The organism is Ruegeria sp. B10 (assembly GCF_056539825.1).
The window spans coordinates 100,655-114,812 of record NZ_JBQFVP010000015.1; the positions used below are offsets into that span (position 1 = coordinate 100,655).

A 14,158-nucleotide genomic window follows, 5' to 3' on the forward strand; every position below is an offset into this window, starting at 1 on the left:
CATTGGCTTCAAGGGAGATTCCTCATCGCAGACTACTGGCATTTCGAATGAGGAGAAAACCAGATGCTGGGCTGTTCAACTAGTATAAATGACCGTATCTAAAACACCCAAAATGGCAAATTTCATTGGGAAAGTACATGGCCGGGCATTTCTCAACCTTTTGGACCGCATCGCGTTTTCTTAAGCATCGCGGTTTTCGGGCTTGTGTTCTGCTAGGTTGAGTGTTGATCAGGTCACCCTTCAAGAGCCAGTACGTGTCAGGCAATTGGTGACGTTTAAAGCCAATGAGAATGACACCGGCAGTGCTTCTATGGAGGTTGGAATTCGGGCCGCGGCAGAAAACACTCGCAGTGGTATGCGTCGTCACACGAACTCTTGCCATGCTACCATATGCACCTCAGCCATGGAGACGCCTCGCTCGCTAGCCGTTCAATGCCCAATATGGATAAAATTGAGAAGATTAGATGCGCATAGCGTTCAATTGGGCCGTGTCGAACAAATGGATTGGCCGTCACCATTGTTTCAACTGACCCGCTGATCCTGCGCGAAACTAGCAAGGGGCGGCCAAAACCATTACCCAAGTTCGATCCGCGGCTTCGTAGAGCGCGAATTCCCTAGCCTCGCGAGAGAGCATGTTCGCTCGATGTCCGGGTGATCGAGCCCAAGCCGACACAACTGCATCCAACCCTTGCTGCCCCTTTGCGATGTTTTCAGCGACGAAGCACCATTTGTAGCCTGCCCCGAGAACCCGCCTTCCTACATCAGACCCGTTTGATCCGGTGTGCGAAAAGAAACCTCTCTTAGCCATGTCCTCTGCATGAGATTTCGCAGCTTTCTCCAGTTTTTCGCTATATAGCAAGGCGTGAAGACCTTGGCGTTCGCGAAGTGAATTCAATGCGTCCGTCGCCAACGTGTTAGCCACTATGGTCGAAGGGAGCAGGTACGCCAAAACTAGCAGTACACGGAACATTTCAGTCATCCCCAGAATCTTCCAATAGTTACAACCCTGGTTTGCTACAAACGAAGATTATTGGTCGTAAGTCTTGCTACTATAAATCTGCTCCTTCAGGGACTAGATATGCGCAGGCCAAGATAATCGCGGCCTATTGGGCTCTGTTGCAAGCTTTTAGCAATTGGCGGTGTAGCGGCTGCAAAGTGAATGACTTCGGGTCTTAACCAGTTGAAATCCTAATCATGATTTCATTCAAAGGAGCGAAGTATCCGAGAGACGTTATCCAGTTCACGGTCTTCTTTTATGTTCGCTATGGTGTTTCCTGCCGCGATTTGTAAGAAATCAAGTACGAACGAGATGTTCCGGTCGACCACAACACGCTGAACAGTTGGGGTACGCAATTTTCCGGTGCAATCGCTGAAGCAGAACTTCGGCGGAAAGAGCCATGCGACCGCTCCTGGAGAATGAACGAGACTTACATATAAAGGTGAAAGGAACTTGGGTCTGTCATTACCGCGCCGTAGACAAACATGGCAAAATGCTTGATTTCATGCTTTCAGAACGTCGAAACAAACTGGCAGCCACAAAGTTCTTCGCCAAAATGCAGGAGCATCAACGGCCTTCTAAGAAAGATTGTCATCGACAAAAGCGGCGCAAACACTGCGGGTAACAAAGCAATCAACAGAATGCTCAAAGGCTTTGGTTGCCCTATACTAATAGAGATTGTCAGGCGAAAGAACTCGAACAATATCATCGAACAAGACCACCAATCCATTAAGAGGCGAATACGACCGATGCTTGGGTCAAACGCCGAAGCATCAGCAGCTGCAACGCTAGATGGAATCGAAGTGGCTCACATGATCTGCAAAGGTCAACTCACGCCCGTTCTCAACCGAAGATGCAACGCCTGAAAAACCCAGGTTCTGTGTCTTCACCGAAATCGGTTTTGAGCCCAACGCAGAAACACTCGACATGTCAGCAGTTTTCATCCGTAAATTGCTGTCCTTCCTCTCGAAGTAGACTAACGACCTCATCAATCGCAGGATGGCGTCTCGATCTATGTGGAAGCTCGAGGGCCAACACCCGACCCGTTCCGATACTTTCCGATGAAACTTTCTTGAGTTGCCCAGACTGAAGCGCCTGCTCAACCAGGCAGCTATGTCCCATAAGCACACCCGCACCGGACTTCGCTTCTTCTACGGCAAGGGCGTATAGCGAATATCTCGGCCCCCTTTGGGGATCACCAACTGAAACACCCGTCGCCTCTGACCAAATGGACCAGTCTTCTTTCCACGTCTGGTCATGCAGCAACTGCGCGGTCTCTAGATCAAGACCATCTGCTATCTTTGGTGAACAAACTGGGAGGATTTCGTCTTCCGCAAGCACGATCTGATCCGGTGTTTCAGCCGGGACGGAAAAGAAAACCGACAGATCAAATAGTTCTCTCGACAGGCTGGGAGGCCTCTCCATCGCTGTCACCGAGACATTCAGGTCGGGACGCTTCTCGCGCAGCTTGCCCAATCGCGCTGGCAACCATAGCTGCGCAATTGAGGGCAAAGCGGCAATATGAATCTCGGGGTTGGGTGCTAGGTTTCGTAAACTCTGCGTCGCCGCCGCGAGAAGATCAAAGGCATGTGTGAACTCTCCTGCTAGCTTGCGACCAGAGGAGGATAGCGAAACACCGTGAGCACCTCTTTCAAACAAGGTAGTTCCGGCCCAGCCTTCCAAAGCTTTTATATGTTGTGAGACCGCGCCGGCCGTGACGCCCAACTCCTCGGCCGCAGAAACGAAACTTTCTAGCCTCGCCGCAGCTTCGAAGGCACGCAGAGCATTGAGGGGTGGCCCTTTGGGGCGACGTGGAGCGACAGCCATAGATCTCAGCCTTAGTTTTTCTAAGCCCAGAAATAGCAAAACTGGTTTGCGTTGTCATTCCGATCTGTCCAATCTGTGTGCAGCCAAGGAGGGAATTGCGATGACAATAGAAATGAGAAACTGGGTGCCGGCCGACAGCGAAGCACTGGTCCAGAAGATCGCAACCGAAACGTCTCGCACCTCATCCAAGGCTCTGCTGGATCGGATTGAGCATTTAGCCACCCGAAATCGGGAAATCCACGAGCAAGAATGCTTCAACCTAAATCCTGCAACCAATGTAATGAACCCGAGAGCTGAAGCCTTACTGTCTTCGGGAATTGGCTCGCGCCCGTCGCTTGGATATCCGGGCGAAAAATATGAGATGGGACTTGAAGCCATCGAAGAGATCGAGGTCATCTCAGCGGAGCTTTGCGCGGAGGTTTTCGACGCAAAGTTCGCAGAAATCCGCGTGCCTTCTGGCGCGATTGCGAACCTCTATGGCTTCATGGCCACCTGCCAAGCCGGCGATACTATCATTGCGCCGCCGGCATCGATCGGTGGGCACGTAACACATCACATCTCAGGATGCGCCGGGTTGTTTGGTTTGCGAACAATAGATGCACCAACCGATGCCGATGGCTACACCGTCGATCTCGACCAACTCCGCGCGCTTGTGCGAAGTGAGCGTCCCAAATTGATCACGATCGGCGGAAGTCTCAACCTTTTTGAACACCCGGTCAAAGAAGTACGGGCCATTGCAGATGAAGTCGGTGCCAAGGTGATGTTCGACGCCGCGCACCAATGCGGGATTATCGCGGGAAGAGCCTGGCGTAACCCCTTGGCCGAGGGCGCACACTTCATGACAATGAGTACGTACAAAAGCCTCGGCGGTCCTGCTGGGGGGCTGATTGTCACAAACGATGCGGAGATCGCAAAGGCTCTGGATGCCATTGCATTCCCAGGTATGACGGCGAACTTCGATGCTGCGAAGTCAGCTGCGCTTGCTGTAACAATGCTTGATTGGCGCGACTATGGACAGGACTACGCTGCCGAGATGATCGCAATGTCCCGCGCATTGGCTAAGGGCCTGGACGTGCAAGGTGTTCCAGTTTTTGCCGGACGCGAGGGCTTCACCGCCTCTCACCAGTTCGCCGTTCTGGCGGAACGCTTTGGCGGTGGACAAGCTGCGTCCAAGACCCTGCGCAAAGCTGGGTTCCTAGCTAGCGGTATTGGCCTCCCGGTGAAGGAAATCGAAGGCGATATGAATGGTCTGCGCATAGGTACGCCCGAGTTGGTGAGATGGGGCATGACGTCTGATCACGCCGACAGACTGTCTTCTCTGATTGCGCGCGGATTGAAGGGCGACGATATCGCCGCCGAAGTGGCTGACTGGCGCTGTCATTTTGCAAGTGTGCACTTCGTTCACGGCTAGATCTATAAATATCGCCGCAGGAGAATAAATGACCGCTTCGTCCGCACACTTCCGACACCAACCAGGGTTCGAAAGTGCAGCGAATGGCCGGTCTGACGGACCGCACCGTGGCACCACGATCCTTGGCTCAAGGTTCGGATTGGGCCGCTCATAGAAAGTTACGAACAGAATTCACAGTATCACCGCAGATCTCAACGCTAACGCTAAGATTCAACTATGTTGGCTACAACAATTCGCGGGCCATTGACTTCAAGTGACGCATGTCGGTACCGCAGCACCCTCCAAATACTTTAATCGAAGGATTCTGCCGCGCAATCGCGCCAATCTGCTTACCAAGTTCAATTGGATCGCCTTCGTCCAGCTCATCTGCCTCGTCCAGCTCCGCATGCGAGCAACTTGAAGCGTTCGCCACCAGTCCTTTAAGTCGAGGGTGATTGTCAAGCGCTCCGCCGAAATGGGTCGGATGGGCGCAGTTAACCATAAAAAACAGCGCCGCTGAGTCGGTTGCCGCATCGATCTGGTCTATTCCGTCCACAAGTTTGGTTCCGTCTGCCAAGCACCCGTCTGTCTCAACGGCCAGAGACATTATGATCGGCAGATCAGCGTCTCGGGCGGCGAAGATGCATCCCGCTGCCTCGCTTGGACGGTTGAATGTATAAGCGGTGACCAGGTCGACGCTTGTGTCTTTCAGGCTTCGCATTTGAGCGGCGTGATACTGACGTGCATCTTCGAGGGGTACTGGTGGGATATCGGCGTAAGGATCATAGCGGGGGCCGATGCAGGCCGACACCAGTACATCATCGCGAGCGGAAGTTTGGCGTAATTCCTCCATTAGACTGACCGCATCTTTGTTCACTTCAACGAGCCGTTCTGCATCGTACCCCAAGGGCGCTGCCCGGTCGGCGTTCGCCATCCATGTGGGCGCATCAAGGATGCATCCGACATTCATTTCACGCGCGAGATCGACAAGAGCTTTCATTTGACCGGCCAGTATTGCCCTTGTGTCAGGCTCTTCCAGCAATGGAAACGACGCGAAACCAGGCAACTCAACTCCATGATTAAATATCAGGTCGGTGCCAGTGCCAGCATAAACCAGATAAGTCTTTTGACCTTCGAGTGGGAACTGTCGTGCCATTTTAGTCCACTCCCATTGCTGTTAAGCTTTCAAAAGAAACCTACATTGTCTCGGGTTTTCTGTGAACCTTAGGGCGGCGACACACTGTGTTCCGCGGGACTGACCCCATCTTCCCGGGCAACTCTGAACCGCAGCGAAAGTCTCCTTCTGCCGGCCGCACTGCAGCGTCATCAAGCTTTAACCAAAGGCAGGTTTGGGCCCAGACAGCCGTTACAAATGGCGGCTCATTGGTTTGGCGTCAGATATAGTCGAACGCCCATTCGTTGTAGCCCTGTTCTCCGCGGTACCATAGAACTTTGTCGGCTTCAGACTCACCGTGGTTCCAACGCTGCTTGACGCCTTGCCCCATTGCCCTGCGAACCAGAGCGCGTCGTTTCTGACTGAGAACGATGCTTTCCATCAACTCAGCTTCATTCCATTTTTCTTCGACTTCTTGGATGAATCCGTGGACCAATTCGCGATGGCTCTCGGCATGTGCGAGGTTTGTGCGCTCATTCGGGTCGTCCGATAGATCAAAGAGCATGATCCCGTCATGGGAAGACGAGATGAATTTGAAGTTCCCACGGCGGATCATGAACATCGGAACCTTGGTCGCCTCGGCCAGATACTCGGCATAGACTGCGCGTTCAGGTGGCGGATTACCCCTGTCTGCGAGTGACAACAGATCCACACCTTCCAGCGGTTCTACAGCGTTCTCAATCTCGGCAATTGTGTTCAGGGTCGGGACGACATCGACAAGAGATGTCAACTCCTGAACCCGTTGCGGCGCGATACGGGGGCCAGCGATGATAAGGGGAATGCGCAGGGACTTTTCAAAGAAATGCTTTTTGAACCACATGCCACGTTCACCAAGCATCTCACCATGATCCGAAGTGAAAACAATTACGGTGTTCTGGTCCGCGCCGGTTGCTCTCAGGGCATCCATGATCCGAGTCATCAGGCTATCGATATAGCTGATAGATCCATAGTAGGCGCGGATGGCGCGGACAACGTCCTCGTCACTGAACTGGATGCCCAACATACCAAAATCCTTGAGTAGGCGGACAGAGTGAGGATCATGCTCATTTTCCGACAATGCCCCGACAGCGGGCATGGGGATGTATTTTCCTTCGTAGAGATCCCAGAACTCTTTCCGGCAAAGGTAAGGTTCATGCGGATGGGTGTAAGAGACTTGCAAAAAGAACGGGCGTTTGTCGTCACCGCGCGCCATATCGAATATGTGTTGTATTGCCTTGAACGTGACCTCTTCATCATAGTCGATCTGGACCGATCGCTCGCAGATCCCGGCGATGCGCACGGCCCGAGGATCGTTGGTGTCGCGCTTGCCCTCGTTTTCCCAATTGGGAACCCAGGCGAAATCACCCGGATACAGGTCCGCTGTCAGGCGCTTTTCAAACCCGTGGAACTGATCAGGGCCGATGAAATGCATCTTGCCGGACAGGGCCGTTTGATAGCCCGCTGCGCGCAGGTAATGCGCATAGGTCGGGATTTCGGCCGAAAACTCTGCTGCATTGTCATAAGCGCCAACTTTCGACGCCAGCTGCCCTGTTGCCATCGAAAAGCGGGATGGTGCACAAAGCGGATAGTTACAATAGGCGTTCTCAAACACCACACCACGCGCGGCCAAATCATCAATGGTCGGGGAGTGGCAGATGGTGTCTCCGTAGGTTTGCAGGGCAGACGCCGTCAGCTGATCGACCTGAAAGAACAGGATATTTGGGCGAGCTTCGGTCATGTTACCACCGTCCCATCAGGCTGCGGACATATCCAACCGGGCCGGTTTCGTACCATTTCTTGTGACCACGCTCACGCGATGAAATGCCGAAGCTTTGCGATACACGGTCAATGACGATGGCCAGAAATACGATGCCCAGCCCACCGACGGTCGCCAGACCCATGTCCAGACGCCCGATGCCCCGCAGAACCATCTGGCCCAGACCAGTCACGGAAATCATCGAAGACACCACGACCATGCTCAAGGCCATCATGATGGTCTGGTTCACGCCTGCCATGATGGTCGGCATCGCCAAAGGTAGCTCGACCTTATACAGCGTTTGCCGGTTCGAAGCACCAAAGGCGCGCGCGGCCTCGACCATATCGCCCCGAACCTGTCGGATGCCCAGATTGGTCAGGCGCACCACTGGCGGCAGGGCGTAGATGAATGTCACGATTACACCTGAGACATTGCCGATCGAGAACAACATCACGATTGGCACCAGGTAGACAAAGGACGGGATCGTTTGCATCAGATCAAGCATGGGCTGCAGAACCGTCCAGAACCGATCATTCTTGGCCGAGTAAACACCCAGCGGAATGCCGATCAGTGAACAGAACACAACGCATGTCAGAACGATGGACAGGGTGGTCATGCTTTCTTCCCATGCACCCATCAGACCGATGGCAAGCATGCAGGCCGCCGAGATCAGGCCCAGACGGCGACCGCCTGCCTGCCAGGCCACCAAAATGATTAATGCCAGAACCACCAAGTCTGGGGCCTGGGTCAGAGCGTCCTCCAATCCGGTCAGAACGATTTCAAACGGCACCTTGATCGCCTGAAAGATGAAGCGGAAATTGGTCACCACCCATTGCAGGAAGGATTCAACCCATGTGCCAACGGGGACCCATTCGGTGTCAAAAATATTCCAGATATCCATGATTTCGCCCCTTACCCGCGCAACGCAGTCAACGCGTCCTTGATGGTGATCTGCCCAACGGAGGCATGATCCGGACTAACGACGGTGACTGGAGACTGATCTTCCATGAACAGATCAATGATCTCACCCAGTTCAGCGTCGACGCGCACGGTCTTTTCCGTTGTCTCCCGCCCGTTCAGCGGCTCCATGATGGTTTCCGCCCGGACCAGCGCGACACGGCTGATGCCTTTCACAAACTCTGCGACATAGTCGTCCTTGGGGCTGGTCACGATTTCTTCGGGTGTACCAATCTGCACGATCTCACCGTCATTCATGATGGCAATGTGATCTCCCATCCGGATGGCTTCATCCAGATCATGGGTGATGAACAGCGTGGTTTTGTGCATATGCGCCGACAGGTTCAGGAACTGGTCCTGCAATTGGCGGCGGATCAGAGGATCAAGCGCCGAGAATGGCTCGTCCATCAACAGGATTTCTGGGTCGGCTGCCAATGCGCGGGCGAGACCGACACGTTGCTGCATGCCGCCCGAAAGCTGATCGGGGTAGTGATCAATCCAACCGCCTAGATCCATGGCTTCGAGCGCCTTGACTGCCGCCTCTCGCCGTGTTGGCAAATCAATGCCGCGAACTTCGAGCCCGAATCCGACATTTTCGCCCAAGGTTCGATGCGGCCACAGCGCCATATGCTGGAAGACCATGCCAATCGTTTCGGCTCGCAATTGGCGAAGTTCTTCTTCGCCCATCGTGTCCACACGCTGGCCAGCCACATGAATTTGGCCAGACGTCGGTTCAATCAACCTGTTGACGTGGCGCACAAGGGTGGACTTGCCTGACCCGGACAGTCCCATGATGCAGAAAATCTCGCCCTTCCGGACGCTGAAACTCGCATCCCGAACGCCAAGAACGCAGCCAAATCTGTCTCTTACGTCCTCTTTCGACAGCCCCTCAGCCAGGACCGCCTTCATGGCTTCGTCCGAGCGGTTGCCGTAGATTTTCCAGAGGTCACGACATTCGATCTGTGCGTCAGCCATTGTCTTGTTCCTTCAAAAAACCGGAGCGGCCGGATAAGCCGCCCCAAAGTCTTCGGGGAGAGTTAGTTTGCGGCAGCCGCGGCCTCGGCCACCCAACCGTCGAATTGCGCTTGGTTTTCGGCAATCCAATCGGCGGCGTGGCGCTGGAAGTCTTCCAGCGTATTTTCCCCGTCGCGCAGTTTTACTTGCGCCGCGTTGACGGCGCTGATCGGGATATCGACCAGTTCAAAGAACTTGGCGGCGGCGGGGTTCTCTTCAAGGAATTCATTGTTCGCGACAATATAGACGTCGTTCACAGCAAAACCCGCGTCCATCTCGCCGTCGCTTTGAACACCGATCTGCACTACGTCTTCACCGGGGATCAGGACATCGCTGATCCAGTTTGGCGTCCATGTGTAATACAGGATGGCGCCACCTTCGTTATATCGCGTAATAGTGTCCGCCATGATCGCGAAATAGCTACCCTGATCATGTTGAACGTTTTCGCGCAGGTTCAAATTGTCCAGATGATCCTCGATTGCGATTTCACATCCCCAACCGGGATTGCATCCGGACAGGTTGGCACGACCATCGCCATCTGCATCAAACAGGGCAGCAACGGCAGGATCGGAAAACTGTTGAACGCTGGTTATGCCGTTCGCTTCGGCGGTCTTCTTGTCGATAAAGAACCCTTGGCCTGCCCCGGTAATCCCGGCCTTTACACGCGTCATTGTGCTTTCGCCGCCGGACTTGTCAAAAAAGTCGTTATGGAGGGGTTTCCAGTGATTGAAGGTGTAGTCGGCGTCGCCAGACGCGACAGCCAGATGCACAGCCGGGAAATCTGCTTCCAAGGTTTCTTCGACGTTGTAGCCCAAAGCCTCCAAACCCTGTTGCACGACCATATGCTGAAACCATGCGTTGGCGGGCGATCCCTTAATTGGCGAGACATCAACACCTGCGCCGGGCTGATCGGCCGCAAATGCCGGAAGTCCAAGCACGGTTGTCATCGCTGCGGTGCGCGCAAAATTGGAGAAGTTTGTCATGTTTTCCTCCCTGAAATTTACAAGAGCCTATTTGGCCGGTTTCTTCTCTTGGGGTAATTTTTTGTCATCTGAATGCAGTTGTGAAGTTCCAAAATACCATCCAGTTTGTTAACCAGAACGTTATGGTAAATCTTCGCAAAACACTTACTAAGATGCCGCATCTGATAACCTTTGAGGCAGCATGCAGAAATTCCAACTTTACACGTGCGGCAGAAGAGCTGGGCGTCACGCGCGTGTCGGTTAGTCGCCAGATTGCCGAGCTTGAACAAGCACTTGGTACGACGCTGTTTGTCAGGGACCACAGAAAAGTATCTTTGACTCTGGCGGGCAGGATGCTGGAGGCTGAGGTGGCTCCGGCTTTGCATCAGATTGCAAACGCCGTTCTGAATGTCTCAAAGACGTCAGGTGATACCCCACTGACAGTAACCACGACGACTGCCTTTGCGACCTACTGGCTCATGCCGCGTATGGTGGATTTCAGCAATCAGTTCCCGGAGGTTGAACTGAACCTTGTAGTCACTGATCGTAAGCTGGACCTTGCCGCGGAAAACGTCGATGTTGCGATCCGTTATTCCAAGGAAAAGCCAACCGGAGACAACGTAATTCCGCTGTTGCGCGAGCGCATTTTTCCAGTGATGAGCCCAAAATACTCTCCCAGTACTGCTCTGTCAGAACCCATGGATCTGATGAAGGAGAATTTGCTTTACCTGTCTGGTATCTATCGGGCTGGGGCGCGTTGGCCACATTGGTTTAAAGCCAACGATTTGGTGCTGTCAGCGGACTCCAGCGGCGTGGCTATGAATACCTATATCAACATGCTGCAGGCCGCGATCGCGGGACAAGGTATCGCTTTGGCGGGAAACCCATTGGTCGACCCATATCTCGCTGACGGGACTTTGATAAAGTTGGAAGGATTCTTGGAAATCGAACGCGACTATTTCTATTTAATCAACGCTGCTGCAGACAGAGAAGACACAAGAAAGTTCTGCAGTTGGGTAATTGATCAGGCAACTCAACTGTAAGATCCGCCAGTACTACAGCAGAAAGTGCGCTTCGCACTCTAAATCAGTTCGCAATATTGCGCCTGCGGCAAATGTCTTCTCTGACGGACCGCAGCGCAGCAATAGGACTAATGTATCAACGACAGCTTTGGGCTGCTCGTAGCTAATGGGCCGCGGAAGTTGCCCTTCATTAGGTTTTCGTCCTTGTCACGGTGCGGCTTCGGACAGGGAGCCCAGCCATTCCCAAACTTTCTTTTAAGCGGCGTATTTCGAAGCTCTCTCGGTCAAAAAGGCGAAGTATCTCCATTCGGTTCGGACGCTCCTGCTCGCCACGCGCACCAGTTGTCCTTGATCAATCAAGTTTTGAAAGAACATTTACCAGCCAAGGATCACGCATCACCATTTCTCGCAGCCTGGAGGCACACTATGAATGAGGTGAAGCGTTGTTCGAATCGAGGCACCGGGAGTGAAGTGTTCGTTCCTCTGACATACGTCTCCCAGTCATTGGCGTGAACTCAAGCCGAAAGGTGCAGCAAAGGCAGCCGCGCAAGCGCTCACGGTCAGCGTATACTGGCGCTTTGAAATGTGTATAGACTCATGGAAACGCCCTATCCAAAGGTATTCAGACCCGACCATCAGTTCGCCTTCCATCCACCTCTCGACTAAGATCTGAATTGCTTCAGAAATCTCTAAGCGGACCGGTTGCTAAGTTTTGCTTTGTAGCACCGAAAACAGCTCGTTGATCTAACCTGACGCCATGATGTAAACGACTTTCATCTTCACCACGTCACAGCCGCACAACTCGCTGGCGATGGCGATTTTAAAGAGAGGCGAGCCGCGATAGTTCGTTGCGAGTTCTAATCTTACTTGAATTGCCCAGACGTGTTTAGGTTTCAAAGGTCGTTTCTGACCGACGATGCGTCCCTTTTTCCAAGACGAACGAAGAGCACGAATGGCAGGTGGGTTTTGTGTTTCCACAACTGATCCTCCGATCCGCTATGCACGCCCACAACGAAGACCCGAAGTTGACTAGATAGGGCATAACAGGATGCCGCGCTGTCACCGAGGTCGCCACTGAGCCCCAAGGTGACCTTGTCGGGCTGACAGAACCTGAGCGTCGCGTTAAGTTCCTAGAAACGGGGGTTAACGAATGGACAGAAGGCTTACCACAGTGCTTGCAGCTGATATCGTTGGCTACTCTGCACTGATGGATCGCGACCGGGAAGGTACGATTGCAGCGCTCAGATCATTCCGTGAAGAAACGCTTCAGTGTCTGCTGGAAGACCATGATGGAACGCTGATCAAAAGCATGGGCGATGGTTGGATTGCCGAGTTCAAATCCACATCAGATGCCGCAGATTGCGCAATCGCAATACAGTCAGCTCAGAAACCTGAAGGTATCAGACTTCGAATTGGCATTCATACCGGCGAGGTCGTCACGGATGGTGATGACATTTTTGGTGACGGAATCAATGTCGCCTCTCGTCTCGAAGCGCTGGCCGAGCCGGATCAGGTTCTGATCTCAGACACCTCGCATAACAGTTTGGACCGCGGCGATGCATCTCACTTTGAAGGCGGTGAGCAAACAGAGCTGAAGAACATCACACGCCGCATCGGTGTTTGGCACTGGCCCAAAGGCACTTCGGCCATTCTTTCCACAACAACAGATGTCAGACCCGGAATTGCCGTACTTCCGTTCGACAATATGTCCGGTGACCCCGAACAGGAGTTTTTTGCAGACGGCATTACCGAGGACATCATCACAGAGCTGTCTCGTTTCCGCTGGCTGATGGTGTTGGCCCGAAACTCGTCATTCACGTTCAAAGGTAAAAGCACAGATATACGCGAAGTCGGGCGCACTCTTGGGGTGCGGTATGTTCTGGAGGGCTCGGTCAGACGTGCAGGTCAGCGCGTCCGCATTACAGGGCAGTTGATTGATGCAGAAAACGGCAGCCATCTTTGGGCAGATCGATTTGACGGTGTGCTTGATGATATTTTTGACCTTCAAGACAAAGTCACCGTTGAGGTCGTGACAGCGATTGAGCCATCGCTGAGGCACGCTGAAACAAACCGAGCACGAGCGAAACCAACGGACAATTTGGAAGCCTACGAACTGTACCTTCGGGCGCAATCGCACTTCCATCTTTTGACGGACGAAGACAACCGCAAGGCCATACAACTCACAACACTCGCACTGGATCGTGATCCAGACTATACGTCCGCATCCGGGCTATTGGCTTGGTTGCATATTCAACGAATGGTTCAAGGGCTTGAACCTATTGGTGAGGGACCAAAGGAAGCTATCAAGGCCGCTGAACGGGTCCTCATGAGCGATCGTGCAGACGGGATCGCAATGGCGTATGCGGCGCATTCCATCTCAATGCTCGCGCGAGACCTGCCGCGTGCGCGGGACGTTTTCAAACAAGCGCTCAAGCAAAATCCAAACGCTGCAACAGTTCACATGCTAGCATCCATTAACCTATGCCTGCTTGATAGGCCGGAGGAGGCTCTGAAACACGCGGTTCAATCTGTCGATCTTAGCCCGCATGATCCGTTGCGCCACGCCGCCTACCTTGCTCAGGCAAGCGCACTCTTTCAGCTTGAGCGATATGAGGAAGCGGCTGGAGCTTGTCGGGATGCTTTGTCAGTGCGATCCAGCTTCGTCATGAGTCATCTCATGCTGATCGCTTCTCTGGGGCACCTGACTGATGAAGAAGTCGCTCGCAAAGCGGTTAAAGACCTGCAGATTTTGCGCCCGGGTTTGACTGCCGCTTCACAGGAAACCCAGATACCAATCTTCACTGTTCCAGCCTCCGCAAACAACTGGCGTGAAGGTTGGTTGAAGGCAGGGTTACCTCAATAGGTGACTGGCAAAGTCGGCAAATGTCTGCAAAGTAGATGTTCAGTTAAGTTGCAGGGAACGACGGCAATTCGGAAAATGCGGGGCAAAGCCGCCCTTCAGTCAGTGGGTGGTTCGTAGGGGTCCGGCGTTCCTGGGGGGATCGGAGGAAACTCCTCGAAGGTAGCAATGTGCTCCTGCAACTGCGGCAGCGCTTTTTCGGCCGCCCATGTGTGCGGGA

Annotated in this window: 11 protein-coding genes and 1 pseudogene; 4 read left to right on the forward strand and 8 right to left on the reverse strand. The window is 53.5% G+C overall.

Going from position 1 to position 14,158, the window contains the following annotated elements:
* Positions 1-550: 550 nt before the first annotated feature.
* On the reverse strand, positions 551-979 hold the full coding sequence (locus tag ACR0J4_RS19470; protein ID WP_480555423.1) for a CAP domain-containing protein: 429 nt from the start codon (positions 977-979) through the stop codon (positions 551-553).
* Between the two features lie 215 nt (positions 980-1,194).
* On the opposite strand from ACR0J4_RS19470, the pseudogene ACR0J4_RS19475 reads away from it, so the two are divergent.
* A pseudogene (locus ACR0J4_RS19475) lies at positions 1,195-1,863 on the forward strand (IS6 family transposase).
* 64 nt (positions 1,864-1,927) lie between these two features.
* Here the strand turns inward: ACR0J4_RS19475 and ACR0J4_RS19480 are convergent.
* The gene (locus tag ACR0J4_RS19480) at positions 1,928-2,824 is read right to left on the reverse strand and encodes a LysR family transcriptional regulator (RefSeq protein ID WP_170549633.1); all 897 of its coding nucleotides are present in this window, start codon (positions 2,822-2,824) and stop codon (positions 1,928-1,930) included.
* 100 nt (positions 2,825-2,924) lie between these two features.
* Here ACR0J4_RS19480 and ACR0J4_RS19485 point away from each other — a divergent pair, with 100 nt between their 5' ends.
* Positions 2,925-4,235 (forward strand): aminotransferase class I/II-fold pyridoxal phosphate-dependent enzyme, encoded by a 1,311-nt coding sequence (locus ACR0J4_RS19485; protein ID WP_170549630.1) that lies wholly within the window; start codon positions 2,925-2,927, stop codon positions 4,233-4,235.
* A gap of 223 nt (positions 4,236-4,458) precedes the next feature.
* On the opposite strand, the gene ACR0J4_RS19490 is transcribed toward ACR0J4_RS19485, so the two are convergent.
* The 5 genes from ACR0J4_RS19490 to proX all read right to left on the reverse strand — a co-directional run bounded on the left by ACR0J4_RS19490 (position 4,459) and on the right by proX (position 10,077).
* Complete coding sequence (locus tag ACR0J4_RS19490; protein WP_170549627.1) at positions 4,459-5,370, reverse strand: homocysteine S-methyltransferase family protein; 912 nt, start codon at positions 5,368-5,370, stop codon at positions 4,459-4,461.
* A 238-nt stretch (positions 5,371-5,608) separates the two neighbouring features.
* Entirely contained in the window at positions 5,609-7,105 is a 1,497-nt protein-coding gene (gene betC / locus ACR0J4_RS19495; protein WP_170643835.1) for a choline-sulfatase, read from the reverse strand.
* Between the two features lies 1 nt (position 7,106).
* The gene (locus ACR0J4_RS19500) at positions 7,107-8,024 is read right to left on the reverse strand and encodes an ABC transporter permease subunit (RefSeq protein WP_170549621.1); all 918 of its coding nucleotides are present in this window, start codon (positions 8,022-8,024) and stop codon (positions 7,107-7,109) included.
* Positions 8,025-8,035: 11 nt separating this feature from the next.
* A complete protein-coding gene (locus ACR0J4_RS19505) occupies positions 8,036-9,055 on the reverse strand; it encodes a glycine betaine/L-proline ABC transporter ATP-binding protein (RefSeq protein WP_170549618.1) in 1,020 nt (339 codons plus the stop codon).
* Between the two features lie 62 nt (positions 9,056-9,117).
* On the reverse strand, positions 9,118-10,077 hold the full coding sequence (gene proX / locus ACR0J4_RS19510) for a glycine betaine/L-proline ABC transporter substrate-binding protein ProX (protein ID WP_170549615.1): 960 nt from the start codon (positions 10,075-10,077) through the stop codon (positions 9,118-9,120).
* Positions 10,078-10,199: 122 nt separating this feature from the next.
* Here proX and ACR0J4_RS19515 point away from each other — a divergent pair, with 122 nt between their 5' ends.
* Entirely contained in the window at positions 10,200-11,099 is a 900-nt protein-coding gene (locus ACR0J4_RS19515) for a LysR substrate-binding domain-containing protein (RefSeq protein ID WP_170643837.1), read from the forward strand.
* 723 nt (positions 11,100-11,822) lie between these two features.
* Here the strand turns inward: ACR0J4_RS19515 and ACR0J4_RS19520 are convergent.
* Positions 11,823-12,056, reverse strand: coding sequence for a site-specific integrase (locus ACR0J4_RS19520; protein WP_480668788.1), 234 nt, complete (start codon positions 12,054-12,056; stop codon positions 11,823-11,825).
* 229 nt (positions 12,057-12,285) lie between these two features.
* Here ACR0J4_RS19520 and ACR0J4_RS19525 point away from each other — a divergent pair, with 229 nt between their 5' ends.
* On the forward strand, positions 12,286-13,941 hold the full coding sequence (locus tag ACR0J4_RS19525; protein WP_480668792.1) for an adenylate/guanylate cyclase domain-containing protein: 1,656 nt from the start codon (positions 12,286-12,288) through the stop codon (positions 13,939-13,941).
* The last annotated feature ends 217 nt before the right edge of the window (positions 13,942-14,158 follow it).

What these genes read in the sequence shown, in the direction of transcription:
- betC (WP_170643835.1), bottom strand. Translation starts at nt 7,105, where the DNA reads ATGACCGAAGCTCGCCCAAATATCCTGTTCTTTCAGGTCGATCAGCTG.
- ACR0J4_RS19470 (WP_480555423.1), bottom strand. Translation starts at nt 979, where the DNA reads ATGACTGAAATGTTCCGTGTACTGCTAGTTTTGGCGTACCTGCTCCCT.
- ACR0J4_RS19525 (WP_480668792.1), top strand. Translation starts at nt 12,286, where the DNA reads ATGGATCGCGACCGGGAAGGTACGATTGCAGCGCTCAGATCATTCCGT.
- proX (WP_170549615.1), bottom strand. Translation starts at nt 10,077, where the DNA reads ATGACAAACTTCTCCAATTTTGCGCGCACCGCAGCGATGACAACCGTG.
- ACR0J4_RS19505 (WP_170549618.1), bottom strand. Translation starts at nt 9,055, where the DNA reads ATGGCTGACGCACAGATCGAATGTCGTGACCTCTGGAAAATCTACGGC.
- ACR0J4_RS19515 (WP_170643837.1), top strand. Translation starts at nt 10,200, where the DNA reads ATGGTAAATCTTCGCAAAACACTTACTAAGATGCCGCATCTGATAACC.
- ACR0J4_RS19480 (WP_170549633.1), bottom strand. Translation starts at nt 2,824, where the DNA reads ATGGCTGTCGCTCCACGTCGCCCCAAAGGGCCACCCCTCAATGCTCTG.
- ACR0J4_RS19490 (WP_170549627.1), bottom strand. Translation starts at nt 5,370, where the DNA reads ATGGCACGACAGTTCCCACTCGAAGGTCAAAAGACTTATCTGGTTTAT.
- ACR0J4_RS19485 (WP_170549630.1), top strand. Translation starts at nt 2,925, where the DNA reads ATGACAATAGAAATGAGAAACTGGGTGCCGGCCGACAGCGAAGCACTG.
- ACR0J4_RS19500 (WP_170549621.1), bottom strand. Translation starts at nt 8,024, where the DNA reads ATGGATATCTGGAATATTTTTGACACCGAATGGGTCCCCGTTGGCACA.